Origin of the sequence: Ensifer sp. CCNWLY38 (assembly GCF_037120565.1) — a bacterium.
In the GTDB taxonomy this organism is placed as follows: Bacteria; Pseudomonadota; Alphaproteobacteria; order Rhizobiales; family Rhizobiaceae; genus Ensifer; species Ensifer adhaerens_H.
Genome location: NZ_JBBBBO010000015.1, coordinates 117,917 through 142,339, shown reverse-complemented (window position 1 = coordinate 142,339; position 24,423 = coordinate 117,917). Strand labels below are relative to the sequence as shown.

Here is a 24,423-nt window from a genome sequence, read left to right as displayed (position 1 = left end):
GGTCTATTTCATCCCTTCGGGAAGCTTGTCGAAATCCGGACGATAGGCGGCAATGCGCTCGAACATCGGCGTCTGATAGCGAGCGGGCACCGGCTGTTCTCCAGTGATCCACCTGACGAGATCATTGTCCTCTTCGCGCATGATCGTCTCGAGTTCATCTAGCTCCACTTCGGAAAGCGCCGAAAGCTCGGCCTCTGCAAACTGCCCGAGGATCAGGTCCATCTCGCGGATGCCGCGATGCCAGGCGCGGAACAGGATTCGCCGTCGCCGCGGATCGAGATCGGCGCTGGTGCGTGAGATGCCAGTCATGGAAATTCCTTCCTGCCGCCCGCTACTGCGCCGCGCGTCTTCCAAGGCGCACGAACGTCGCTGTAGCACTTTAGATTGCTGCATGCTTTTGCCCCTAAACCGGATTGGATTTAGGGAGAAGGGAAACATGCAGGAGAGCGCCGCGCATTCGGACGAACACGCGAAGGACGCTCTAGCGCTTTGATTCCAGAGCACCTTGTCGCCTTCAGTGATACCACTTGAAAGCGGGACGCTCTAGGCTACGGTTTGTCGTCAATGGGCTCTATAAACTCTGAATTGGTGATTGTCAGCCTTGCCAAAGCCCGATTTATCATCGCAATTTCATCACCATGCGTCCCGCCCTGCTCGACCCGCTCTTCTCACCGCTCGACACGCTTCCCGGCATCGGCCCGAAGATCGGCGAGCTCTATGCCAAGCTGCTCGGTCGTGAAACGATCGAGGATTGCCGTGTCGTCGATCTTGTCTTCCACGCGCCGCATTCGCTGATCGACCGTCGCCAGCAGCCCGGCATTGCCCATGCGCCGCAAGGGGTGATCGTCACCATTACCGGCCGGGTCGATCGGCACCAGCCGCCGCCGCGCGGGAAACCCAATCTTCCCTATCGCGTCTTCCTGCATGACGAAACCGGCGAACTGGCGCTCACCTACTTCCGGGTCAAGGGCAATTGGCTGGAGAAATCGCTGCCGGTGGATGAGACGGTGATCGTCAGCGGCAAGGTCGACTGGTTCAACGGCCGGCCTTCGATGGTCCATCCGGACTACGCGGTCCGCGCAAGCGAGGCGGAAAACCTGCCGCTGGTCGAACCGGTCTATGGTCTGACCGCCGGACTTTCGCCCCGGACATTGCGCAAGTCGATCGAGGCGGCCGTCGCGCGCGTCCCGGAAATGCCGGAATGGGGGGACGATGCGCTGCTCGCCAAGCAGGGCTTTGCCAGTGCGGCCGAGAGTTTCCGAGCGCTGCATGATCCCCGGGATGCAACGGATATCGATCCCCAGGCACCCGCGCGCCGCCGCCTGGCCTATGACGAATTTCTTGCCGGGCAACTGTCATTGGCACTGGTCCGACAACGTCTGCGCAAGGTCGCGGGTATTCCGGTTCACGCCACCGGCGCTCTCTCCCGGCCGGTCATCGACGCCCTTCCCTTTTCGCTGACGGCGAGCCAGTCCACGGCTATTGCCGATATCCTCAAGGACATGGCAGGCAACGAACGCATGCTGCGGCTGCTGCAGGGCGACGTCGGCTCCGGCAAGACGATGGTGGCGTTGATGGCGATGCTCGCAGCGGTCGAATCCGGCGGCCAGGCCGTGCTGATGGCACCGACCGAAATCCTCGCCCGGCAACACCATGCAACCCTTGCCAGGATGGCCGCTCCGGCCGGTATCACGATTGACGTCCTGACCGGCCGCACCAAGGGCAAGGAACGCGATGCCATTCTCGATCGCATCGCATCCGGCGAGACGCGGATGGTGATCGGCACGCACGCACTTTTCCAGGATACGGTGAACTACAAGGAGCTGACGCTGGCGGTGGTGGACGAGCAGCATCGTTTCGGCGTGCACCAGCGCCTGCGCCTGACCGCCAAGGGAATCTCGCCGCATATGCTCGTCATGACGGCAACGCCGATCCCGCGCACGCTGGTACTCGCGGCCTTTGGCGACATGGATGTCTCGAAGCTGACCGAGAAACCTGCCGGGCGGAAGCCGATCCAGACCGTGACGATCCCGACGGAACGTACCGGCGATATCGTCGATCGGTTGGACGCAGCGCTTCGCGAAGGCAAGAAGGCCTACTGGATCTGCCCGCTTGTCGAGGAGTCGGAGGCAGTCGACGTCATGTCGGCGGAAGAGAGGTACGAAGGCCTCGCCAAACGCTTCGGCAACACTGTCGGCCTCGTACACGGTCGCATGAATGGGGCGGAGAAAGATGGCGTCATGCTCGCCTTCAAGAACGGCGAGATCCGCTTGCTGGTCGCCACCACCGTCGTGGAAGTCGGCGTCGACGTGCCCGATGCGACGATCATGGTGATCGAACATGCGGAACGCTTCGGCCTTGCCCAGCTTCATCAGTTGCGCGGCCGCGTCGGCCGGGGCGATGAGGCTTCGACCTGCATCCTGCTCTACAAGGGACCGCTCAGCGAAAATGGCCGATCGCGGCTTTCGATCCTGCGCGACAGCGAAGACGGCTTCCTGATCGCGGAGGAAGACCTGAAGCTGCGCGGCGAAGGCGAGTTGCTCGGAACGCGCCAGTCGGGCACGCCGGGCTTCCGCATCGCCAGCCTGGAAGCCCATGGCGACCTGTTGGAAATCGCGCGGAAGGACGCCGCCTATGTGATCGAGCGCGACCCGGATCTGACATCGGAACGCGGCGAAGCACTCCGGACGCTGCTCTATCTCTACCGACGCGACGAGGCGATCCGCTTCTTGCGCGCCGGCTAGAGGCGATAAAGCGTGAGCCGGTTTCCGTCCCGAAGTGTGCCTCGATGTCAGGCGGTCTTCTGCTGGTTGATTTTCAGCGGTGCATTGGCAAGCGGCTTATAGTCGGGCGTCACGAGACCGCCGGAAATCAACAGCTTGGCGGCGTCTTCCGCACTCATCTCGAGCGGGATGATCTTGTCGCGTGGGATAAATAGCAGGAACCCGGCCGTCGGGATCGGGGTCGGCGGCAGAAAGACCGCCACCATATCCATGCCGCGCTCGTCGAACTTGGCTGCGATTTCGCCTTTCACATCCGTCGCGATGAACACGAGCGACCAAAGGCCGGGGCTCGGATATTCGATCAACCCGGCCTTCTTGAAGGACGACGACTGCTCCTGCAGAACCGTCTGGAAAATCTGCTTGGTGGATTTGTAGATCGTGCGGACAAGCGGTGTGCGGTTGACGAGGGATTCGGCCAAGTTCACGATCGACCGACCGACGAGGTTTGCGGTCATGAAGCCGACGAACGTGATCACGAAAATGGCGATGAGCAACCCGAAGCCGGGAATGGCGACGGGCGAATAGGTGTCCGGATTATAGAAATTCGGCAGATACGGCTTCACCCAACCGTCGGCCCAATCGATAAACGTGCGCACGAGCCAAACGGTGATCGCCACCGGTGCGCAGATGATCAGGCCGGTCAGGAAGTAGTTGCGCAGCCGGGTGCCGATATAGCCGCGTTTTGAGTGTTCCGTCATGCTTCTTCCGTCTTAACCTCACTCCACCCCGAAGGCCGGATGATAGGCGACCGTGCCCGCCGCCATCGCGCCGGAAAGAGCCAGCGCCATGAAATATTGCGGCGCACAACCGGGGAATACAAGAGCCGATTCGTTGCGGAAACCGAACTTTTGATAATAGGCAGGATCGCCGACGACGACGCAGCCGGAAGCGCCCTCCGCACGCAGCCATTCGAGCCCCTCGCGGATCAATTGCCTGCCGATGCCCTGTGCCTGAACGTCCGGCTTGACCGACACTGGCCCAAGCCCGAACCAGCCGGATTCTGCCGGCGTCAGAGTGACGGGCGAGAAGGCGACATGCCCGACAATCTCGTCGTTCATCTCGGCAACCAACGACATGCTCAGCGCCCCGGCTTCGCGCAGGCGTTCGATGATGAGGGGCTCGCTCTGATCACTGTGCGGATGCCCTTCGAAGGCGGCCGCGGTTACCTCGCGGATCCCCTTCTCATCTCCTGGGCGCTCATGCCGGACGTAGATCACTCTACGGTCACCGATTTGGCGAGGTTGCGGGGCTGGTCGACGTCGGTGCCCATGAACACCGCCGTGTGGTAGGCAAGCAACTGGATTGGCAGCGAAAAGATCATCGGCGCGATGATCTCGTCGACGTTCGGCAGCACGATCGTCGCCATCGTTTCGAGCTTCGAGGCGGCAGCCCCCTTCTCGTCGGTGATCAGGATGATCCGGCCGCCGCGCGCGGCCACTTCCTGCATGTTGGAAACCGTCTTCTCATAGAAGCGGTCATGCGGCGCAATGACGATGACCGGCATGTTTTCGTCGATCAACGCGATCGGTCCATGCTTCAGCTCGCCGGCGGCATAACCTTCGGCGTGGATATAGGAGATCTCCTTGAGCTTCAGCGCGCCTTCCATCGCCAGCGGGAAGCTGGTGCCGCGGCCGAGATAGAGCACATCGTCGCACTTGGCGAGCTGGTGCGACAATTGCTCGATCTGCGCCTGGATGGCGTTCAGCACCTGGCCCATGATGCGCGGCATTTCCGAGAGGCAGCGAACCAGCACCTGCTCCTCGTCTGCACTGACCGTGCCGCGGGCACGGCCGGCGCCGATCGCCAGCGACGCCAGCACCGCAAGCTGGCAGGTGAAGGCCTTGGTGGAGGCCACACCGATCTCCGGACCGGCGAGGATCGGGAACACGGCATCGGACTCGCGTGCGATCGTCGATTCACGGGTATTGACGACGGCGCCGATCTTTAAGCCCAGCTCCTTGCAGTAGCGCAGCGAGGCAAGCGTGTCGGCGGTTTCGCCCGACTGCGAGATGAACAGTGCTGCCGACTGCGGCGACAACGGGATTTCGCGATAGCGGAACTCGGAAGCGACGTCGATTTCCACCGGCAGGCGGGCATAACGCTCGAACCAGTATTTGCCGACGAGGCCGGCGAGATAGGCGGTGCCGCAGGCGGAGATCGCCAGGCTTGGAACCGTGGCAAAATCGATCGTGCCGGCGAGTGCCTTGATGCGGTTGTCGGCAAAGTCGATGTAGTGGCTGAGCGCGTGCGCGATCACCTCCGGCTGCTCATAGATCTCCTTTTCCATGAAGTGCCGGTGGTTGCCCTTGTCGATCATATAGGCGGCAGCCGACGAGATCTGCCGCGGCCGATCGACGGCATTGCCGGCGAGATCGAAGATATGCACGCCGTTTACGCCGATCACCGCCCAGTCGCCGTCGATCAGATAGGTGATCTCGTTGGTGAAGGGCGCAAGCGCGATCGCGTCGGAGCCGAGGAACATCTCGCCCTTGCCGTGGCCGATCGCCAGCGGCGGACCGTTGCGCGCCGCCATGATCGTCGACGGGTCGTCCTCAAAGAGCACGGCGAGCGCATAGGCGCCGGTGACCCGTTTCAGCATCGCATGCATCGCCTCACGCCGGCCAAGGCCCTCGCGGCGGAACCTGGAGAGCAGATGTGCCACGACCTCGGTGTCGGTGTCCGTCGCGAACGTGGCGCCAGCGGCGATCAGTTCGTCCTTCAGTTCGGCAAAGTTCTCGATGATGCCGTTGTGGACGACGGCGACGCCGTCGGTGAAGTGCGGGTGCGCGTTGCGCTCGGTCGGCGCGCCGTGCGTTGCCCAACGGGTATGGGCAATGCCGATCGTGCCGGCGAGCGGCTCTTCGCGAAGTCGGATCTCGAGATTGACGAGCTTGCCCTCGGCGCGCCGGCGCTCCAACGCTCCGCCATTGATGGTCGCGACGCCGGCGGAATCGTAGCCGCGGTATTCGAGGCGCTTCAGCGCATCGACCAGACGCTCCGATACCGGCTGATTGCCAACGATGCCAACAATACCGCACATAGTCGTCTCCGATTTTTCCCGGCGCCCGTCGTGGCGCGTCAGCCGATGAGGGCGGATGTCCCGCCCGTTGCGCTGCCTTGGTAAAGCATTTGTCGGGCGAGGCAATCCGCCCCGATTTCACTTTCGGTTTCAGTATTTAACGCTCTGCAGGCTTCCTTGAATCGCAGCCGATTCAATCAAGAAAACCTGCAGCAATCAAAACCCTACAGCGACCTTTGCGCATCCGATAAGGCGCGCGGCGCTGTAGATCTACTCGGCCGTTTTCGCGGCTTTCTTGGCCGCCTTCACAGCCTGGTAGCGCTCGCGCAGCAGGCGCGCCCGACCCGGCTTGATCTCCTGGCGCGCGCGGCCGAAGGCAACGGCATCTGCCGGAACGTCCTCGGTAATCACGCTGCCCGAGGCAACCAAAGCCCCATCACCGATCGTCACCGGTGCGACCAACGACGAGTTCGACCCGATGAAGGCATTTTCGCCGATCCGGGTCTCATGCTTGTTCACGCCATCATAGTTGCAGGTGATGGTACCGGCCCCGATGTTGGAACCCGCACCAACGAAGGCGTCGCCGATATAGGTCAGGTGGTTGACCTTGGCGCCAGCGCCGATCTCCGCCTTCTTGACCTCGCAGAAATTGCCGACCTTCGACTTTTCGCCGAGATCGGCGCCCGGGCGCAGTCGGGCAAAGGGGCCAACTGTCGCCCCTGCCCGCACCGTCGCGCCCTCGACATGCGAGAAAGCGTGGATGATCGCGCCGCTCTCGACGCGCGCGCCGGGACCGAAGACGACATTCGGCTCGATCAGTACATCCTGCTCAAGCACGGTATCCCAGGCGAGGAACACCGTTTCCGGCGCAATCATCGATACGCCCGACAACATCAGCTCGTGGCGCCGCCGCTGCTGCCAGAGCCGTTCGATGAAGGCGAGTTCGGCGCGTGTGTTGCAGCCGGTCAGTTCCTCCTCGGGCGCCTCGACGGCGATCGCCCGTCCGCCGATCTCGCGCACGATCTCCACGAGATCCGTCAGGTAATATTCGCCCTTGACGTTGGCGTTTCCGATGCGCCCGAGCAGATCGAGCGCCTTGCGGCCGCCGATCGCCATCAGTCCGCCGTTGCAATAGGTGATGCGGCGCTCTTCTTCGGTCGCATCCTTGTGTTCGCGGATGGCGAGCAAGGCACCGTCCTTGACGATCAGACGTCCATACCCGCTCGGATCCGCCGCCTCGAAGCCGATCACCACCACGTCGTTGCCGGCGGCAAGGCCATCACGGGCGGCCTTCAGCGGCTCCGGCGTGATCAGCGGCGTATCACCGAAGACGACGAGAATATCGTCATAGCCTTTCGCTATGGCGTCACGGGCGGCCAGCACTGCATGACCCGTGCCCAGCCGTTCCTTCTGCAGGTAGGAAGAGACCGACACGCCGCCGACATCGGCCGCCGCCGAGACCGATTCCGCATCACGACCGACCACCAGGGCGATATCGGAAATCGAAGCGCTTGCCAGCGCCTGGACGACATGGGCGATCATTGGCCGGCCAGCGACCGGATGCAGCACCTTCGACATGGACGATTTCATCCGCGTGCTTTCACCCGCAGCCAGAATGATGGCCAGGCACGTCCGTTCCATACAACAGTCTCCTTGGTCTTTCCGAGGCCAACGCCTCCTGCACAATTTCTTAAATCGAAATCGCCTTATGTACAAAACACGCACGATTCGGCGCTGTGGTATCTCTAAGATATTGCGAGAAGCATAATTCGCACAATCACGTCGCATTAACCGGCTTAAAACCGGATGATGGCATAAGAAGGCGCGGAGCCTGTGTCAGCAAGCAGTGCGGGTGCATCGCTCCCCAGGGGAACGAAACCGCAAATGCATAGCCGCACCGAACTGGATGTACAGGCACGACAGGCGAGCGTGGCCCTTACCTTTCTCCGCTCACCGTTGTTCCTGCTTGTCGTCACCCTCGGCGTGCTCGCGTTCCTGCTCTCCATCACGATCCCGCAACCGATCGGCCCGATGTTCTGGGATCACTATCTCTATCTCGATGCCGCCGACCGCATACGAGACGGGCAAGTGCCGTCAGTCGACTTCTTCACGCCCGTCGGCGCGCTTGGCTACTACCTTTTCGCTGGTCTGCAGGCCATCTTCCCCGACGGCCAACCATTGCTGATCGCGAGTTGGTGTCTGCTTGTCGTCACCGGGCCGATGATGGCGCTCGTCGTCTTCGACATGCAAAAGCGCTCGGCGCTCCTTGCCTATGCGACCCTGCTGCCGTTCCTGGTCTTCTCGGGCCTACCGTTCAACACCGGCGATTTCTACCCTTACCCCGGTTCCGACGGCTTTGGTATTTACAACCGGCAGGTCTGCCAGCTCCTCTACGTGCTGGCAGCGGTATTGGTTCATGTTCGCGACCGACGTATTCTCGTGTTCGTCGTTGCGGCGGCGATGGCAGCTCTCTTCTTCGTGAAGATCACAGGCGTTGTCGCCGGCACGGTTCTTTGCCTGATGGCATTTGCCGCAGGCCGTATCCCCTTCAAATCAGCGATAGCCGCAGCGTTGCTGTTCTTCGCCGTGCTGGGCGTGGTCGAGATTTCGATGGGCGCGGTGTCTGCCTATATCGACGACATCCTTGCGCTGCTGGCCGTCAATGACGGCAGCCTGTTGCCGCGCCTGCTGCAGGCAGCGTCGCTCAATGCCGGCCTGCTGATTCCGGCCGGACTGCTCGCGCTGGTGCTCTTCGTGGTGCACCTTCGATCCTTTGCGCGGTCCCTGCGACAGCTTGGCGGCTCCCCCTCTGCATCGGCACTCGCGGACGTCTTCGACCAATCGTTCCTTTGGTTGGCTGCCTTCGCTTTCGCCGGCATTCTTTTCGAAAGCCAGAACACCGGCAGCCAGGCCTTTATCTTTCTGCTGCCTTTGCTGCTCAAGGTCGTTGTCGACGAGGTCAGCGGTGCCGCGCCCAAGCCACGTGCGATCACTGTGGCCATTCTTGCCCTGGCGGCCGCCCTGCCGCCGGTCACCGCCATTGTTCAAAAGAGCGCTCGCGCCTGGATCGGCGCCGTCAACAATGTGCCGCTCGAGAGCCGAAACCTCAAAACGATGGGGGCAGTCAATCTCCGGCCGATTCTCGCAGTGCGCGCGGAGCGCCTGCGCGATATCTATGCGGCGCATCGCCCCACATTCGACGCCTTGGCGGATGCCGGCGAACTGCCGTCTTTCCTGCTTTACAGCGATTTCGACTTCCAGGCCGGCTGGCTGACGAATGTGGATGAAGCCATCGATGCGATGCATACCTATGAAGCGGCAAACGGCGTGCGTTTCGAGACGATCCTCAACATCGATTTCACCAATCCGTTTCCGTGGCTGATGGATCGCCGCGCCCCGGAACATGTCGCCATCGGTGCCGATCCGTTCCGCGCAGTCCCTCCGCCGGACGAAAATGTCCGCGCCGCCATCCGCTCACTCGACATCGCGCTCGTGCCGACTTGTCCGGTCACCAACGTAAACCGCATGCTGCTTTCGCTCTATCAGCCGAGCCTTGAACCGGGCCACACCCGAGTGGTGCTGACGAAATGCTATGACGCCTTCATCCGCAACGAACTAAAGGCCGCGGCGCCTGCCGCTGGCGGCTCTTGAAATCTGACGATCAGGCTTCGGGCCGGAGACGGCTTTCGGTCAACAGCCCGCTCTCCTCCAGGATCGGATAGGCGACGGACGCGATATGCGCGTTGACGCGCTTGAGATCGCGCAGCATGTCGAGATGCAGCGAACTGGTCTGCAGGCTTTGAACCAGCCCGTCGCGCAGGCGCTCGATGTGCCGCTCGGCCGAGCGCTTCTCCATGTGGCGAACGCTCACCTTCACCTCGATGAGCTGGCGGGCGAGATCGGCATTGCGGCTGACGAAGATGGATTGGGCGACGCGAAGATTGTCGATCGTAAGATTGAACAGGCTTTTCAGCTCCTGATAGCCCTCCTCCGAGAACTTCAGACCGTTGTTGACCTTCTTGGCGATCTCCTCGCAAAGCCCCTTCTCGATGATGTCGCCCATATGCTCGAGATTGATGGCGTAGTCGATAATGACGATCGAGCGCCGGCCGTCTTCCTGGCTCAAGCCATCGCGCCCGAGCCGAGACAGGAAGATCTTCACTTCCTGTTGTAGCTGGTCGACCTGTTTTTCGAACTTGGCGATGTCGCGAATACCGGAGAGATCGTTGTTCTCGAAGGCATTGGCTGCGCGCATCAGCATCATCTCGACCAGGTCGCCCACGCGCAGCACCTCCCGGGTCGCTCCGGAAAGCGCCATGACCGGCGTATGAAGGGCGTTTTCATCGAGATAGCGCGGCCCGCTCTCTTCCGTCTCCGTATCGGGAATGAAGCGGACCATCAGTTGCGACAATAGACCGGCAAAAGGCCAGGCGAGGATCGCGACGGCGAGATTGAAGGCAAGGTGGATATCGACGGGCAGGTTCTGGCGCGGCAGCGGCAGGCTCTGCAGGAACTCGACGCTCATGCTGGTCAGCGGCAGCGCGATCAAACAGCCAACCGCACGAATGACGAGATTGCCGAGGGTGACGCGCCGCGCGGACGGGGCAGAAGCCAGCGTCGCCATGACCGGCGGGATCGCTCCTCCCAGATTCGCGCCAAGCACCAGCGCCACCGTCAGCCCCACCGTGAGAATGCCCGCGGACGAAAGCGACAGGACCAGCATGACGACCGCCAGGCTGGAAGACGAAGCGAAGGCAAGCCCGGCAGATATGATGAGCGCGACGGGCCAGGCGCTGTCGAGCATGCCAAGGAACGCCGCAAGCGCCGGAGAATCGCGCATCGGCTCGGTCGCCGAGCCCAGCAGATGCAACGACAGCAGCATGAGGCCGATGCCGACAAGGGCCGCCCCGAGACCCTGGCGGGCGTTCGAGCGGCTGGCACGGTGCAGAACCACGCCGACGAGGATCACGAGCGGCGACAGCCACTCGATGCCGGTCGCGACGATCCAGGCGGTCATGGCTGTCCCGACATTGGCGCCGAGAAGCACGATCTGCGCCATGCGCGAGCGCACGAGCCCCTTCTCCACGAAGGAAGCGGTCATCAACGCGGTGGCCGTCGAGCTCTGCAGGGCCAGCGTCGCGACAAGTCCGGTCGCGAAAGAGCGCACGGCCCCATTGGTTCCTTGCGCAAGACCGGCGCGCAAGCGCGCACCGAAGGCGCGTGTCACGCCATCCTTGACGAGCGACAGGCCGAAGAGCAGCAGTGCGACTGCTCCAAAAAGATTGACCATCACGATTGTCGACTGCATGGCATGCCTTCCTGCGGGGGTCTTCAGAATCGCCCCTTACCTTGCAACAGAACCACAGTTCCAAGGCGTATTCGACACAATCTGACAGATAATTTTCGATTGCCGGCTAACGAATCCGACATGGATTGTACCGCGCGCGCCCGATGGGTTGGCGGGCGGACCGGCGATTTCACGCGCGCGCTGCTATGCGCCGGTGGCAAGCACTGAAAACCGGGCGATCGGGATCGACCAACGATCCCGTGAGTGCGCGCAATTTGCGGCAAACGACCCTTCATTTCCTGTTTCGTTTGTTTTAAGGAACGAATTCGTTTGGCCAATGGCCGCCGCATTGCAACGAGGTTTCTGCCCCCATGCTCGAATTCCTGAGAACTGCCGCCCAGACCTGGGTTGTCAAAGGCCTGCTAGTCATTCTCGTGCTGTCGTTCATGGTGTGGGGCGGCTCATCTCTGACGATGACGAACCAATCGGATGCGGTGGTGGTCGTCGGCGACGTCAAGGTCAAGGCGCCGGAGTTCCGGCTCACCTATGAAACCATGCTGGCTCAGGCCTCCCGCCAACTCGGCACGCGGCTGACGCCGCAACAGGCACGCGCCTTCGGCATCGAACAACGGGTCTATTCGCAGGTCGTCGCCGGTGCTGCTCTCGACCAGCTTGCAGACGACATGAACCTCGGCCTGTCGCAGGACCGGCTGGCCAAGCTGATCGCCGACGATCCGGCGTTCCACAGCGTCAACGGCCAGTTCGATCGTCTGACGTTCTCCAGCGTTCTGCGCAACGCCGGCCTGCGCGAACAGGACTACATCAACAGCCAGAGCCAGACCGCGATCCGTTCGCAGATCGTCGATGCACTCTCGGACGGCTATGCCGCTCCCAAGGTGCTGACCGACGCGATCGGCGCCTACCGCCACGAAAAGCGGACGGTCGACTACCTGCTGCTCTCGAACGCCAATATCGACGCTGTGAAGGCACCGGGCGACGACGTGCTGACGCCCTGGTACGATAGCCGCAAGGCAAACTACCGCGCCCCCGAATACCGCAAGGTCAGCTATGTAAAGCTCGAGCCGGTCGACGTCGCCGACACCGCAGCCGTCACGGAAGATGAGATGCGCACCGAGTATGACCGGCGTAAGGACAGCTTCCGCACCGTTGCGACGCGGACCATCGAGCAGCTTACCTTCCCCTCGCGTGCAGCGGCTGACGCCGCAGCGGCGAAGCTCTCCTCCGGCACGAGCTTCGACGATCTGGTGAAGGCCGAAGGCAAGACCTCGGCGGACGTTCTTCTCGGCGAATTCTCTAGGGATCGCGTGCCTGATGCCAAGGTCGCCGAGGCGGCCTTCGCGGTTGCCGCAGACGGCGGCGTATCTCCGGTGGTCGACGGCGCCTTCGGCCCGGTCATTCTCCGCGTGACGAATATCCGGCCGGAAGCGGTGCGCAGCTTCGACGAAGTCAAGGAAGAGCTGCGCAAGGACATCGCGCTTTCCACGGCGAGCGAAGAAGTCATGCGCCTCCACGACAAGATCGAGGACGAGCGCGCTTCCGGGGCTCCGATCAAGGAAGTGGCCGACCAGCTCAAGCTGAAGCTGGTGACCATCGATGCGATCGATGCAACCGGCAAGGACAAGAACGGCGACGACGTTGCCGGTCTGCCGGAGCAGGCAGCCCTCCTGCAGGAAGTCTTCAAAGCGGACGTCGGCGCAGAAACCCTGCCGGTGAATGTCGGCCGCGACGGCTATGTCTGGTTCGACCTCGATGAAGTTACCCCTGCGCGTGATCGCACGCTGGACGAGGCTCGCGACGAAGTCGGCGCCGACTGGATGGCCGAACAGCAGCGCGCAGCACTTGCCAAGAAGGCCGGTGAGCTGAAGCAGCGTCTCGCGCAGGGCGCAAAGCTTGCCGACATTGCCAATGAACTCGGCCTCGCCGTCGAAACGAAGTCCGGCCTGATGCGCTCCACTTCGGACGCCGCCCTTAGCCCGGCGGCTGTCGTCGCTGCCTTCTCGGGCCCGAACGGTTTTGTCACCAACGCTGCCGGCATCGGTGGCGAGGGACAGGTGCTCTTGCAGGTGACGGCGGTCGAGGATGGCGGCCCGACGGATGCCCTGCAGGACGATAGCCGTCAGATCGAGGCTTTGGCCAGCGTCAGCGGTGCAGATATTGTCGATCAAATGGTCGCCACGCTGCAGGCCGCCTATGGCGTGACGATCAACCAGACGCTCGGCGAAACCGCAATTGCGCAACGATAGGCTTCGAGGAAACAAACGATGAGTGATCTGAAGCCATTCGTCGCCAAGGTGGCCGCCCGTGAGGCGCTGAACCGCGAAGACGCGCGTGCCGCTTTCGAAATCATCATGTCGGGGGCCGCGACGCCATCGCAGATCGGTGGCTTCCTGATGGCGCTGCGCGTGCGCGGCGAAACGGTCGATGAGATCGTCGGCGCGGTCGGCGCCATGCGTGCCCGCATGCTGCCGGTCGATGCACCAGATGATGCCATCGATATCGTCGGAACCGGCGGCGACGGCGCCGGCACCTACAACATCTCGACGCTCGCTTCGCTCATCGTCGCCGGCGCCGGCGTACCCGTCGCCAAGCACGGCAACCGCGCGCTGAGCTCGAAGTCGGGCACCGCCGACGCGCTCTCGTGCCTCGGCGTCAAGCTCGACATTGGTCCCGAAGCTATCTCGCAGTGCATTCGCGAGGCGGGCGTCGGCTTCATGTTCGCACAGCAGCATCATTCGGCAATGCGCCACGTCGGCCCAACGCGGGTGGAGCTTGGCACGCGCACGATCTTCAACCTGCTCGGCCCGCTCTCCAATCCGGCGGGCGTCAAGCGACAGCTGGTCGGCGTCTATGCGCCGCAGTGGGTGCAGCCGCTCGCGGAGGTGCTGCGCGATCTCGGTTCCAAAAATGTCTGGGTCGTTCACGGCGAAGGCCTCGACGAGATCACCACGACCGGGACGACGCAGGTCGCTGCCCTCGAAGACGGCAAGATCTCGACTTTCACGCTGACGCCGGCCGATTTCGGCCTTCCGACGGTGACGCTCGATGTACTGAAGGGTGGCGACGGCGCGCACAATGCCGTTGCGCTCCAGGCCGTGCTCGATGGCGCTGAGAACCCGTACCGGGACATTTCCCTTGCCAATGCAGCCGCATCGCTGATGATAGCCGGACGGGCGAAAGACCTCGGCGAGGGTATGGCAATCGCCCGCCAGTCGCTTTCGAGCGGCGGCGCCAAGATGGCGCTGCAGCGCCTGATCAGCGTTTCGAACGCGGCTTGAGGAAGGATCGGCAACGATGACGGATATCCTGCGCAAGATCGAAGCCTACAAGCGCGACGAGATCGCAGCCGCGAAAGCACAGACGCCGCTTTCCGAACTCAAGGCGCGTATCGCCGAACAGTCTGCGCCGCGCGGTTTTCACGCCGCGCTCACCGCGCGCAGGGCTGCCGGCACATTCGGGCTGATCGCGGAGATCAAGAAGGCAAGCCCATCCAAGGGGCTCATTCGCCCGGACTTCGACCCGCCGGCGCTTGCCAGGGCCTACGAAGCGGGTGGTGCCGCCTGTCTCTCGGTACTCACGGATGCGCCGAGCTTTCAAGGTGCACCGGCCTTCCTGGAAGCCGCACGTGCGGCCAGCGGCCTGCCGGCACTGCGCAAGGACTTCATGTTCGACAGCTACCAGGTGTTCGAGGCCCGGGCCTGGGGCGCGGACTGCATCCTGCTGATCATGGCTTCGCTCAGCGACGACGACGCCCGCCGGCTTGAAGATGCGGCCTTCGAGCTTGGTATGGATGTGCTGATCGAAGTGCACGACGCCGAGGAAATGGAACGGGCGCTCAAGCTCGCCTCCCCCCTCGTCGGCATCAACAACCGCAATTTGCGCACCTTCGAGGTCGACCTCGCCGTCTCGGAGCAGCTAGCAGGCATGGTCCCTTCCGACCGGCTGCTGGTCGGCGAAAGCGGCATCTTCACCCATGAGGATTGCCAGCGCCTGGAAAAGAGCGGCATCACCACCTTCCTCGTCGGCGAAAGCCTGATGCGCAAGAGCGATGTGGAAGCGGCCACGCGTACCCTGCTGACCGGCGCTGCAAACACGTTGGCGGCCGAGTGATGGGTAAGCCGACGCTCACGCATCTTGGTGGCAGCGGCGAAGCGAACATGGTGGATGTCGGCGACAAGGCCGAGACGGTGCGCATTGCGGTCGCCGAGGGCCATGTGCGCATGAAGGCGGAAACGCTGACGCTCATTCTCGAAGGCGATGCGAAGAAGGGCGACGTCATCGGCACGGCGCGGCTCGCCGGCATCATGGCCGCCAAGCAGACCGCCAATCTCATCCCGCTCTGCCACCCGCTGATGCTGACGAAGGTTGCCGTCGACATCACGCCCGACCCCACGCTTCCCGGGCTCCGGGTCGAGGCACTCGCCAAACTCACCGGCCGTACGGGCGTCGAGATGGAAGCGTTGACGGCTGTGAGCGTCGCGTGTCTTACCATCTACGATATGGCGAAGGCCGCCGACCGCGAAATGGAGATCGGCGGGATCCGGGTGGTCAGCAAGTCCGGCGGTCGGTCCGGCGACTTTCGGCGCGAAGGGAACTGAGGTCATGTCGCTGCTGTCCGTCGAAGATGCGCTCGACCGAATTCTTGGCAACGCAACCCCGAGACCACTGACAGAGCGTGTCGATCTTCACGACGCTGTCGGCCGCGTCCTTGCCGAGGATATCTCGGCACTCGTCACCCATCCCGCCTTCGACAATTCGGCGATGGACGGTTATGCGGTTCGCCATCAGGATATCGAGACCGTTGGCGCGGAACTTATTGTGATCGGCCAATCGGCTGCCGGCCATGGCTTCATGGGAGAGGTGGGGCCCGGAGAGGCCGTCCGCATCTTCACTGGAGCACCCCTGCCCGCCGGTGCCGATACGGTGATCATCCAGGAAGATACCGAGCGCCGGCCGGAACACCGGATCCGCACCAAGTTCGTGCCCGGCAAGGGCCGCCATATCCGCTTGGCCGGACAGGACTTCGCTCGGGACGAAAAGACGCTATCCGCTGGCGACGTACTCGATGCCGGGCGGCTGACACTGGCCGCCGGCATGAACCACGCGAGTCTCCCCGTTTTCAAGCGGCCGAAGATCGCAATCCTTGCGACCGGCGACGAGCTTCTGCCTCCAGGGAGCAAGCCGGGGCCGGACCAGATCATCGCCTCGAACAGCTTCGGCGTCGGGGCAATCGCGCGCGACAATGGCGCGGAGATCATCGATCTTGGCATTGTCGCTGACGACCAGCAGGCAATCGCCGACCAGATCGCGCGGGCTCAGGCCGCCGATGTCGACGTGATTGTCACGCTCGGCGGCGCGTCGGTCGGCGACCATGACCTGGTTCAGGCAACGCTACTTTCCTGCGGCATGACGCTCGACTTCTGGCGCATCGCCATGCGGCCGGGAAAGCCGCTGATGGTGGGCAAGCTTGGAGGTACGACCGTGCTCGGCCTCCCCGGCAATCCGGTATCGAGCCTCGTTTGCGCGCTGCTGTTCCTGGAGCCGCTGACACGCAAGCTCGCACGACTGCCGTCCCGCGCGCGTATCGCGACCGCCCGGCTTGCGAGCCCGCTGCCAGCCAACGACGTCAGGCAGGACTACGTGCGCGCGCGGCTCACTAAGGGTGAGGATGGTGACCTTATTGCCCATCCGTTCTCGCGGCAGGACTCGTCGATGATGAAAGCCTTTGCCCAGTCCGACTGCCTCATCGTGCGCCGGCCGCACGCTGCAGAAGCACCCGAGGGCGCATCCTGCGACATCCTCAGGCTTCGCTGAACCGCTCCATCAATTCTGCTGGCATCCGCGGACTGCGGGCGAAGCGTCGCCGATATTGGACGGACTCATTTCTGCTACGGAGCCGTGGCTGGTGTCATGGCGCCGACATCATAGCTCTGTACAAGGAAGCTACTTGATCATCGCCGAGGACCTCCGACTACGGATGTACTAGCGGACCCGCGGTGATCTGGAAAAAAGGTCGGGTTTAGCCCGGCCTTTTGCATTTGCGGCGGGGTGAGGCAGTCCATAGCGACGCTACCGCCTCACGCCGAGAGCAACTGCGTCCCCGGCCCCCTCGACACGTTTCATGGACTGTATCAGTTGGCCGCTTCGTCGCTTCGGCTGACCAGGATCTTGTCGATCCGGCGTGCATCCATGTCGATCACCTCGAACCGGTAGCCGTGAGCGATGGCGATATCGCCCTCCTCCGGCGTCTTGCGCAGCTGCTGCACCAGGAAGCCGGCGATCGTCTCGAAGTTACCGTCGGCATCGATGCCTTCGATGCCGATCGTCAGATGAATTTCGTCGATCGGCGTGCGGCCGTCGACGAGGTAGCTGCCATCCTCACGTACACGGATCAGCGCGTGTTCGATGTCGTCGTAGTTCGACGGCAACACGCCGACGATTGCTTCCAGGATATCGGCAATGGTGATGATACCCTCGGTGCTTCCATATTCGTCGACGATCATTGCCATGTTGATGCTCGACGACTTGAAGGCGTCGAGTGCCTTCAGGCAGGACGCGGTTTCCGGCAAGGTGTGAATCTCCCGGATATATTTGCGCACGTCGAACGGACTGGAGGTCGGGGCGTTCAGGACCTCCTTCGCCAGTACGGCGCCAAGCACATCGCCGCTCGGTCCATCGACCACCGGATAACGGGAATGGTTGAATTGGCCGATCTTGCGGCCCACCGTCTCCAGGCTGTCGTTGACGTCGATGAAGCTCACCTCGGTCCGGTGGGTCATAATCGACTTCACGTTGCGGTCGCCGAGCCGGATGATGCGGCGGAGCATCTCGTGCTCCGACTTCTCGATCGCGCCGCTTTCGACACCCTCGGCCATGATCGCGTGCACTTCCTCCTCCGTCACATGGTCCGGATCATCCGGGCGCATGCCGAGAAGGCGCATGGCGACCGATGCGGCCGTTTCGAACAGATAGACGACCGGAGCCGCGATTCGCGACAGAAGATGCATCGGGCGCGCGACGAACATCGCCAGCGCTTCGGAATTCTTCAGTGCCAGTTGCTTCGGGATAAGCTCGCCGATCACGACCGAAAGGAACGTAATCAGGGTCACGACGAGCGCGACGGCGACCGTGTTTCCGTAGGGATGAATCCAGGCGATTTCATCGAGGGTCGGTGCGATCTTGGCAGCGATGGTCGCACCGCCGTAGGCGCCGGCCAGCGTGCCGACCAGCGTAATGCCGACCTGAACCGTGGATAGGAACTTGCCCGGATCTTCCGCCAGCCGCAGCGCAACCTCGGCGCGGGCGTTTCCCTGTTTTGCCATCTGGCGAAGCATGGGCTTGCTTGCCGAGACGATTGCCATTTCCGAGAGAGCAAAAAATGCATTGATCAAAAGCAAGACGAAAATGACAAAAAACTCGGACATGGTCTCCAGATCACCGTTGACGAAAGCCGCTCCGCTGGGAACGACCAATCACCAGATAAGGCCAGCGGGCGATCTGAGCAAGCGCAAGCATTGAAATCTATGCGATCTGCTGAACATTGGAGATCACCAATAGGGAATATCGAACAATCCCGGAGAAACCGAAGTCAGGCGCGGTTATGCAAGGCGCTGCGGACCCGCTCGCGACCGATCTTGATGACATTCTCCATCGCGAGCCGGGCGCCGACTTCGTCGCGCCGGCCGATTTCCTCAACGATGCGGATATGGTTACGGGCGACCTCGTCTATGCCGCCCCTTTCGGCGACAGGCGAGCTCAGCTTGAAGACGCCAACCAGCGCCGCTTCAATCAGCCCGCCGACCGTCCGCATGAACGGGTTTCCGGAGGCTTCGGCGACCGCGAGGTGAAATTTCAGATCCGCCACGGCAAGGCTCTCTGCCGTGTGTCCCTCTTCGCCCATGGCAACGGCGAGCCGCATCATACGGCTGATTTCCGCTTCCGAGGCGTTTCGCGCGGCCAGGGCTGCTGCATGCGGCTCGAAGGCGAGGCGCACTTCACTCAGGTGGTAGAGAAAATCTTCATCGACGCCGCACTCGAAATGCCAGGTCAGGATATCGCTGTCGAACAGGTTCCAGTCGTTGCGCGGCGTTACGCGCGTGCCGATGCGGGCACGGGGCACGACCAGCCCCTTGGCGGCCAGTGTCTTCATGGACTCGCGCAGTACTGTTCTCGACACCTTGAAGCGCGCGGCGAGCTCCGGATCTCCTGGAAGGATCGAGCCGACAGGAAACTCGCCGGATATGATCGCCTTTCCAAGTTGATCGACGACATGCGCATGGCTCGTACGCTTGCGCGAGCCGGACACAACGGTTTCCAGCAAACTCCTGTTCAATCCATCTCCTCCAGGCACTCCCCTGCCTGACTTTGCCGACACACGGATATCGGTGCTGCGAAGCGCCGCCGACCGTTTGCCTAAACTTGCGCAAACGAGTGTAGTTTGATCGACCGATTCCGGAAAGCCCCCGGAAAGACAAGCGAAATCGGCGCTGGCAAACGATGTCCGATCGTAGCCGCACAGGCTTGCCATACCCCATTCTGAAACGAACAAACCCCGCCAGGCGGCGGGGTTTGCCCAACTTCACTTCTGTGCAGCCGCTTACTTCGGCAGCTGGTCGTCGACGCCCTCGACGTAGAAGTTCATGCCGAGCAAGGTGCCGTCATCGGACGTTGCACCGGCTGCGAGCCATTCGCTGCCGTCCTGCTTCTTCAGCGGGCCGGTGAATGGCTTGAGCTCGCCCGACTTGATCTTGGCTTCGGTTTCCTCGGCCAGCTTCTTCACGTCATCAGGCATGTTGGTATAGGGCGCCATCGTCAGGATGCCGTCCTTCAGACCATCCCAGCTCGAGGTCGTTTCCCACTTGCCGTCGAGGAAAGCCTGCGTGCGCTTGATGTAATAGGCGCCCCAGGTGTCGACGATGGCCGTCAGCTGTGTCTCCGGGCCAGCCTTGATCATGTCGGAAGCCTGGCCGAACGCCTTGATGCCACGTTCGGCGGCAACCTGCATCGGAGCCGTCGTGTCGGTGTGCTGCGTCAGGATGTCCACGCCCTGGTCAACCAGCGCCTTGGCGGCGTCGGCTTCCTTGCCGGGGTCAAACCAGGTGTTTGCCCACACGACCTTGATCTTGAAGTCAGGGTTTACCGAGCGCGCGCCGATGACGAAGGAGTTGATGCCCATCACCACTTCCGGGATTGGGAAGGAGGCGATGTAGCCGGCGACGCCCTTCTGCGACATCTTGGCGGCAATCTGGCCCTGGATGTAGCGGCCTTCATAGAAGCGGCTGTTGTAGGTCGCGACGTTCGGCGCGGTCTTGTAGCCGGTGGCATGTTCGAACTTCACGTTCGGAAACTTCTGCGCGATCTTGATGGTCGCATCCATGAAGCCGAACGACGTCGTGAAGATCAGGCCGCAACCCGAGCGTGCAAGGCGCTCGATCGCGCGCTCTGCATCCGGACCTTCCGGTACGCTTTCGAGATACTGCGTCTCGATCTTGTCGCCGAGCGCCTTTTCCAGCTCCTGGCGACCGATGTCGTGCGCCTGGGTCCAGCCGCCATCGGTCTTGGCACCGACGTAGACGAAGCAGACCTTGGCCTTTTCCTGAGCGCTGGCACCGGTGGCGAAGCCGATCACCGCCGCGGTGCTTGCGAGAGCGAGCAGTAGTTTCTTCATTTTTTTACCCCTGTCGGTTTGAGAAGCGTTTGTCTGACATACTTGAAATCAGCGGTCCGGCACGAACGGTTTGCCGAGCGATGCCGGTGTATTGATCAAGGTCATGCGCCGGTTGTGCGAAATGAGAATGAGTACGACGATCGTCGCCACATAGGGAAGCGATGAAAGGAGTTGTGAGGGAATACCCAGACCGAAGGCCTGCGCATGCAGCTGGCTAATCGAGACCGCACCGAAGAGGTAACCGCCGGCCACCAGCCGCCAGGGCCGCCAGGAAGAAAAGACCACCAGCGCCAGCGCGATCCAGCCGCGTCCCGCCGACATGTTTTCCACCCATTGCGGCGTGTAGACGAGCGACAGCTGCGCACCGGCAAGGCCGGCGCATGCGCCGCCGAACATGACGGCCAGATAGCGCGTGCGAATGACGTCGACGCCGAGCGCGTGCGCTGAGGCATGGCTGTCGCCAACGGCCCGAAGCTTCAGGCCGGCGCGGCTGCGAAACAGGAACCAGTGCACGCCGGCGACAATCGCAATCGACAGATAGAAGATGATGTCCTGTCGGAACAGCAGCGGACCGATAACCGGAATGTCCGCCAGAAGCGGTATCGTGATCGGCTGCAGCTTGATGCCCTGAAGGCCGAGGAAACTCTCGCCCATCATGCCGGAGACGCCGATCCCGAGCAGCGTCAGGGCAAGGCCGGTCGCCACCTGGTTTGCCACGAGCGTCAACGTCAGGAAGGCGAAGAGCTGCGAGAAGATCGCGCCGCAGGCAACACCTGCGAGCATGCCGAGATAGGGCGAGCCGGTAATCTGGGTGATCGCGAAGGCGGAAACCGCTCCCATGATCATCATGCCTTCGACGCCGAGGTTGAGAACGCCTGAGCGCTCCGTCACCAGTTCGCCGATCGCGGCGAGCACCAGCGGGGTCGCGGCGGTGATGACACTCAAGAGGATCGCTTCGACAATACCCATCAGCGGCTCACCTCGGTGTTTGTCGCGGTCAACCGGTCGAAGACCAGTTTGATGCGGTAGTGGATGAGGGTGTCGCAGGAGAGCACGAAGAAGAGCAGCAATCCCTGGAAGACGCGCGTCACCTTTTCGGAAACGCCGATCGAAAGCTGCGCCGCTTCACCGCCGAGATAGGTCAAGGCGAGCACCAGCCCGGCGGCAACAATGCCGAGCGGATTGAGGCGACCAAGGAAGGCGACGATGATCGCCGTGAAGCCGTAGCCGGGCGAGATCACCGGGCGCAGCTGCTGGATCGCACCGCTGACCTCGGATATGCCGGCCAGCCCAGCCAAGGCGCCGGAGAGCAGCATCGAAAACCATATCATCCGGCGGGAGGAGAAACCGGCAAACCGCCCTGCCCGTTCCGACTGGCCGAGAACGGAAATCTCGAAGCCCTTCAGCGTGTAGCGCATCATGAACCAGACGAGGACCGCCGCGATGATGGCGAAAGCGAAGCCCCAATGGGTTCGTCCCGAGGCGATCATCTCCGGCAGGATCGCATCGACGGTGAAAGTGCGCGTCTCCGGAAAATTCATGCCACTCGGGTTGCGCCAGGGTCCACGCACCAGCCAGTCGAGAAAGAGCTGAGCGACATAGACCAGCATCAGGCTCGTCAGGATTTCATTGGTGTTCATATGCGCCTTGAGGAAGGCGGGAATTGCCGCAAACAGCGCGCCGCCGAGCATGCCCATCAGCATCATCAGCGGCAGCACCAGCGGCGACTGCCAGTCATAGAAGACCACCGGTAGGATCGAGCCGGCAATGGCGCCCATGATGAACTGGCCCTCGGCACCGATGTTCCAGTTATTGGAGCGGAAGCAGACCGAGAGCCCGACGCCGATCAGGATCAGGGGTGCTGCCTTGATCGCCAGTTCGTGCAGCGACCAGACCTCGCTCAGCGGTTCGACAAAGAAGCTGTAGAGCGCCGTCACCGGGTTCTTGCCGAGTAGCGCGAACATGATGCCGCCGAAGACGATCGTCAGCAGGAAGGCGATGAACGGCGACAGGATCGAGAACAGCGTCGAGACCTTGGCGCGCTTTTCCAGTTCAATGCGCATGTGCGGCCTCCGTGCCTTCCGTCTTGCCGTACATGCCGCCCATCAGCAGGCCGATCTTTTCGCGCGAGAGATCTTTGGCCGGATAGGGATCGGAGAGCCGCCCGTCGCTGATGACGGCGATTTCCGTCGCCACCTCGAAGATCTCGTCCAGATCCTGGCTGATGACGAGAACAGCCGAGCCCGCCTTGGCAAGGTCAACGAGCGCCTGGCGAATGCGGCTGGCGGCGCCGGCATCGACACCCCAGGTCGGCTGATTGACGACCAGCACGCTCGGCTGCCGATCAAGCTCACGGCCGACGATGAACTTCTGAAGGTTGCCGCCCGACAGCGAGCCTGCCGGCGGGTCTTCGCCGCTCTTGCGCACATCCATCGCCTCGGAAATGCGCTTCGTGGCGCTCGTCACCGCATCCCGGCGGATGATCTTTAGGAAACCGCCACCAAGGAATGCCTTGGCGTCCGAACGGCTGCGGGCAAGCACGAGATTGTCCGAGAGCGGCAGCGCCGATACGGCGGCATGGCCGTGGCGCTCTTCTGGCACGAAGCCCGCGCCCATCAGGCGGCGGGCATTGATGTTCCTGTTGCCGACCGGCTTCTGCCGGATCTGCACGGCATTCTCGTCAACGACCGGATACTCGCCCGACAGCGCATCGAAGAGTTCGCCCTGGCCATTGCCGGCGACACCGGCGATTGCCAGCACCTCGCCGGCGTGGACTTTGAGACAGATGTTCTTCAGCGAAACGGCAAAGGGTGTGCGGGCCGGAACCGTCAGATGCCGCGCCTCGAGCTGCACCTGGCCCTTGGCGCTCGTGCCTTCGGCCGTCACGGCCGCGACGTCACTTCCGACCATCATGCGCGCCAGCGACGACGGGGTCTCCGCCTTCGGGTCGCAGGCGCCGGTCACCTTGCCGTGACGCAGCACCGTCGCGCGGTCGCAGATGCGCTGAACTTCCTCGAGCCGGTGGCTGATATAGAGAACCGAGCGGCCCTCCGCCTTCAGCTTGTAGAGCGTTTCGAACAGGCGATCGGCTTCCTGCGGCGTCAGAACCGAAGTCGGCTCGTCGAGAATGATGAGGCGCGGGTTCTGCAGCAGCGCGCGCACGATCTCGATCCGCTGGCGCTCGCCCACGGATAGATCGGCCACATGCGCCTTGGGGTCGAGCGGCAAGCCGTAGGCATGCGACAGGCGCGAAGCCTCTTCCGCCACCTTCGCGAGCGAGATATTCGCATCCATGGAGAGCGCAATGTTTTCGGCGACGGTCAGCGCCTCGAACAGCGAAAAATGCTGGAAAACCATGCCGATGCCGAGCTTGCGCGCGGCGGCGGGATTGGCGATGCGCACGCTCTGGCCCTGCCAAAGGATCTCGCCTGCCGTCGGCGCCAATACGCCGAACAGCATCTTCACCAGGGTCGATTTTCCGGCACCGTTTTCGCCGAGAAGGGCGTGGATTTCGCCCTGTTCAATCTGCAGATTGATCCCATTGCAGGCCGCGAAGCTGCCAAACAATTTCGTCAGGTTGCTCACAGCCAATAGGTGACCGTTCGCCGCTACTCCCTCAACAGGCACGCTGCCCTCTTTCCCCTCTGTT

The 24,423-nt window shown here is 62.5% G+C and carries 19 protein-coding genes; 7 read left to right on the top strand and 12 right to left on the bottom strand.

The features are described 5' to 3' along the window. Positions 1 to 3: 3 nt before the first annotated feature. A complete protein-coding gene (locus V7S54_RS27850) occupies positions 4 to 309 on the bottom strand; it encodes an FAD assembly factor SdhE (protein WP_065373709.1) in 306 nt (101 codons plus the stop codon). 329 nt (positions 310 to 638) lie between these two features. On the opposite strand from V7S54_RS27850, the gene recG reads away from it, so the two are divergent. Beyond that, a complete protein-coding gene (recG, locus tag V7S54_RS27845) occupies positions 639 to 2,744 on the top strand; it encodes an ATP-dependent DNA helicase RecG (protein WP_065373710.1) in 2,106 nt (701 codons plus the stop codon). 47 nt (positions 2,745 to 2,791) lie between these two features. Here recG and V7S54_RS27840 read toward each other — a convergent pair whose 3' ends face one another. From V7S54_RS27840 to glmU, 4 genes are all read right to left on the bottom strand, one after another. Beyond that, a complete protein-coding gene (locus V7S54_RS27840; RefSeq protein ID WP_065373711.1) occupies positions 2,792 to 3,481 on the bottom strand; it encodes a DUF502 domain-containing protein in 690 nt (229 codons plus the stop codon). Positions 3,482 to 3,499: 18 nt separating this feature from the next. After that, the gene (locus V7S54_RS27835; RefSeq protein WP_065373765.1) at positions 3,500 to 3,997 is read right to left on the bottom strand and encodes a GNAT family N-acetyltransferase; all 498 of its coding nucleotides are present in this window, start codon (positions 3,995 to 3,997) and stop codon (positions 3,500 to 3,502) included. Beyond that, positions 3,997 to 5,823 carry a glutamine--fructose-6-phosphate transaminase (isomerizing) gene (gene glmS / locus V7S54_RS27830; protein ID WP_065373712.1) on the bottom strand — a complete coding sequence of 609 codons (1,827 nt, stop codon included), beginning with the start codon at positions 5,821 to 5,823 and terminating at the stop codon, positions 3,997 to 3,999. The genes V7S54_RS27835 and glmS overlap by 1 nt, the downstream gene beginning before the upstream one ends. A 249-nt stretch (positions 5,824 to 6,072) precedes the next feature. Then, positions 6,073 to 7,443 carry a bifunctional UDP-N-acetylglucosamine diphosphorylase/glucosamine-1-phosphate N-acetyltransferase GlmU gene (gene glmU / locus V7S54_RS27825; RefSeq protein WP_336409421.1) on the bottom strand — a complete coding sequence of 457 codons (1,371 nt, stop codon included), beginning with the start codon at positions 7,441 to 7,443 and terminating at the stop codon, positions 6,073 to 6,075. 243 nt (positions 7,444 to 7,686) lie between these two features. Here glmU and V7S54_RS27820 point away from each other — a divergent pair, with 243 nt between their 5' ends. Further along, complete coding sequence (locus tag V7S54_RS27820) at positions 7,687 to 9,453, top strand: hypothetical protein (protein WP_065373714.1); 1,767 nt, start codon at positions 7,687 to 7,689, stop codon at positions 9,451 to 9,453. A 10-nt stretch (positions 9,454 to 9,463) separates the two neighbouring features. Here the strand turns inward: V7S54_RS27820 and V7S54_RS27815 are convergent, their stop codons facing one another. Next, the gene (locus V7S54_RS27815) at positions 9,464 to 11,110 is read right to left on the bottom strand and encodes a Na/Pi cotransporter family protein (RefSeq protein ID WP_065373715.1); all 1,647 of its coding nucleotides are present in this window, start codon (positions 11,108 to 11,110) and stop codon (positions 9,464 to 9,466) included. A 350-nt stretch (positions 11,111 to 11,460) separates the two neighbouring features. Here V7S54_RS27815 and V7S54_RS27810 point away from each other — a divergent pair, with 350 nt between their 5' ends. Genes V7S54_RS27810 through V7S54_RS27790 form a run of 5 tightly spaced genes read left to right on the top strand, consistent with a single transcriptional unit; the run spans position 11,461 to position 16,921 of the window. After that, positions 11,461 to 13,353 (top strand): peptidylprolyl isomerase, encoded by a 1,893-nt coding sequence (locus V7S54_RS27810; protein WP_065373716.1) that lies wholly within the window; start codon positions 11,461 to 11,463, stop codon positions 13,351 to 13,353. Positions 13,354 to 13,371: 18 nt separating this feature from the next. Continuing rightward, the gene (gene trpD, locus V7S54_RS27805) at positions 13,372 to 14,385 is read left to right on the top strand and encodes an anthranilate phosphoribosyltransferase (protein WP_065373717.1); all 1,014 of its coding nucleotides are present in this window, start codon (positions 13,372 to 13,374) and stop codon (positions 14,383 to 14,385) included. A gap of 16 nt (positions 14,386 to 14,401) precedes the next feature. Beyond that, positions 14,402 to 15,217, top strand: a complete 816-nt coding sequence (gene trpC, locus V7S54_RS27800) for an indole-3-glycerol phosphate synthase TrpC (protein ID WP_065373718.1) — start codon at positions 14,402 to 14,404, stop codon at positions 15,215 to 15,217. Further along, positions 15,217 to 15,705: a cyclic pyranopterin monophosphate synthase MoaC gene (gene moaC / locus V7S54_RS27795; RefSeq protein ID WP_065373719.1), complete on the top strand. Its 489-nt coding sequence runs from the start codon at positions 15,217 to 15,219 to the stop codon at positions 15,703 to 15,705. Before trpC ends, moaC begins: the two co-directional genes overlap by 1 nt. 4 nt (positions 15,706 to 15,709) lie before the next feature. Further along, positions 15,710 to 16,921, top strand: coding sequence for a molybdopterin molybdotransferase MoeA (locus V7S54_RS27790; RefSeq protein WP_065373720.1), 1,212 nt, complete (start codon positions 15,710 to 15,712; stop codon positions 16,919 to 16,921). Positions 16,922 to 17,238: 317 nt separating this feature from the next. Here V7S54_RS27790 and V7S54_RS27785 read toward each other — a convergent pair whose 3' ends face one another. From V7S54_RS27785 to V7S54_RS27760, 6 genes are all read right to left on the bottom strand, one after another. Beyond that, the gene (locus V7S54_RS27785) at positions 17,239 to 18,531 is read right to left on the bottom strand and encodes a hemolysin family protein (protein WP_065373721.1); all 1,293 of its coding nucleotides are present in this window, start codon (positions 18,529 to 18,531) and stop codon (positions 17,239 to 17,241) included. A gap of 164 nt (positions 18,532 to 18,695) precedes the next feature. Then, positions 18,696 to 19,439, bottom strand: coding sequence for a FadR/GntR family transcriptional regulator (locus V7S54_RS27780; protein ID WP_057255908.1), 744 nt, complete (start codon positions 19,437 to 19,439; stop codon positions 18,696 to 18,698). Between the two features lie 264 nt (positions 19,440 to 19,703). Next, entirely contained in the window at positions 19,704 to 20,774 is a 1,071-nt protein-coding gene (locus V7S54_RS27775; protein WP_065373722.1) for a BMP family ABC transporter substrate-binding protein, read from the bottom strand. 48 nt (positions 20,775 to 20,822) lie between these two features. Then, positions 20,823 to 21,743, bottom strand: coding sequence for an ABC transporter permease (locus tag V7S54_RS27770; protein WP_058328174.1), 921 nt, complete (start codon positions 21,741 to 21,743; stop codon positions 20,823 to 20,825). Beyond that, entirely contained in the window at positions 21,743 to 22,837 is a 1,095-nt protein-coding gene (locus V7S54_RS27765; RefSeq protein WP_065373723.1) for an ABC transporter permease, read from the bottom strand. The genes V7S54_RS27770 and V7S54_RS27765 overlap by 1 nt, the downstream gene beginning before the upstream one ends. Further along, positions 22,827 to 24,401, bottom strand: coding sequence for an ABC transporter ATP-binding protein (locus tag V7S54_RS27760; protein ID WP_065373724.1), 1,575 nt, complete (start codon positions 24,399 to 24,401; stop codon positions 22,827 to 22,829). The genes V7S54_RS27765 and V7S54_RS27760 overlap by 11 nt, the downstream gene beginning before the upstream one ends. Between the last annotated feature and the right edge of the window lie 22 nt (positions 24,402 to 24,423).

Coding starts and splice junctions, on each gene's coding strand:
- glmS (WP_065373712.1), bottom strand. CDS start 5,823: ATGTGCGGTATTGTTGGCATCGTTGGCAATCAGCCGGTATCGGAGCGT.
- V7S54_RS27850 (WP_065373709.1), bottom strand. CDS start 309: ATGACTGGCATCTCACGCACCAGCGCCGATCTCGATCCGCGGCGACGG.
- recG (WP_065373710.1), top strand. CDS start 639: ATGCGTCCCGCCCTGCTCGACCCGCTCTTCTCACCGCTCGACACGCTT.
- V7S54_RS27785 (WP_065373721.1), bottom strand. CDS start 18,531: ATGTCCGAGTTTTTTGTCATTTTCGTCTTGCTTTTGATCAATGCATTT.
- V7S54_RS27810 (WP_065373716.1), top strand. CDS start 11,461: ATGCTCGAATTCCTGAGAACTGCCGCCCAGACCTGGGTTGTCAAAGGC.
- V7S54_RS27770 (WP_058328174.1), bottom strand. CDS start 21,743: ATGGGTATTGTCGAAGCGATCCTCTTGAGTGTCATCACCGCCGCGACC.
- V7S54_RS27775 (WP_065373722.1), bottom strand. CDS start 20,774: ATGAAGAAACTACTGCTCGCTCTCGCAAGCACCGCGGCGGTGATCGGC.
- V7S54_RS27765 (WP_065373723.1), bottom strand. CDS start 22,837: ATGCGCATTGAACTGGAAAAGCGCGCCAAGGTCTCGACGCTGTTCTCG.
- V7S54_RS27790 (WP_065373720.1), top strand. CDS start 15,710: ATGTCGCTGCTGTCCGTCGAAGATGCGCTCGACCGAATTCTTGGCAAC.
- glmU (WP_336409421.1), bottom strand. CDS start 7,443: ATGGAACGGACGTGCCTGGCCATCATTCTGGCTGCGGGTGAAAGCACG.
- V7S54_RS27840 (WP_065373711.1), bottom strand. CDS start 3,481: ATGACGGAACACTCAAAACGCGGCTATATCGGCACCCGGCTGCGCAAC.
- moaC (WP_065373719.1), top strand. CDS start 15,217: ATGGGTAAGCCGACGCTCACGCATCTTGGTGGCAGCGGCGAAGCGAAC.
- V7S54_RS27820 (WP_065373714.1), top strand. CDS start 7,687: ATGCATAGCCGCACCGAACTGGATGTACAGGCACGACAGGCGAGCGTG.
- trpC (WP_065373718.1), top strand. CDS start 14,402: ATGACGGATATCCTGCGCAAGATCGAAGCCTACAAGCGCGACGAGATC.
- trpD (WP_065373717.1), top strand. CDS start 13,372: ATGAGTGATCTGAAGCCATTCGTCGCCAAGGTGGCCGCCCGTGAGGCG.
- V7S54_RS27815 (WP_065373715.1), bottom strand. CDS start 11,110: ATGCAGTCGACAATCGTGATGGTCAATCTTTTTGGAGCAGTCGCACTG.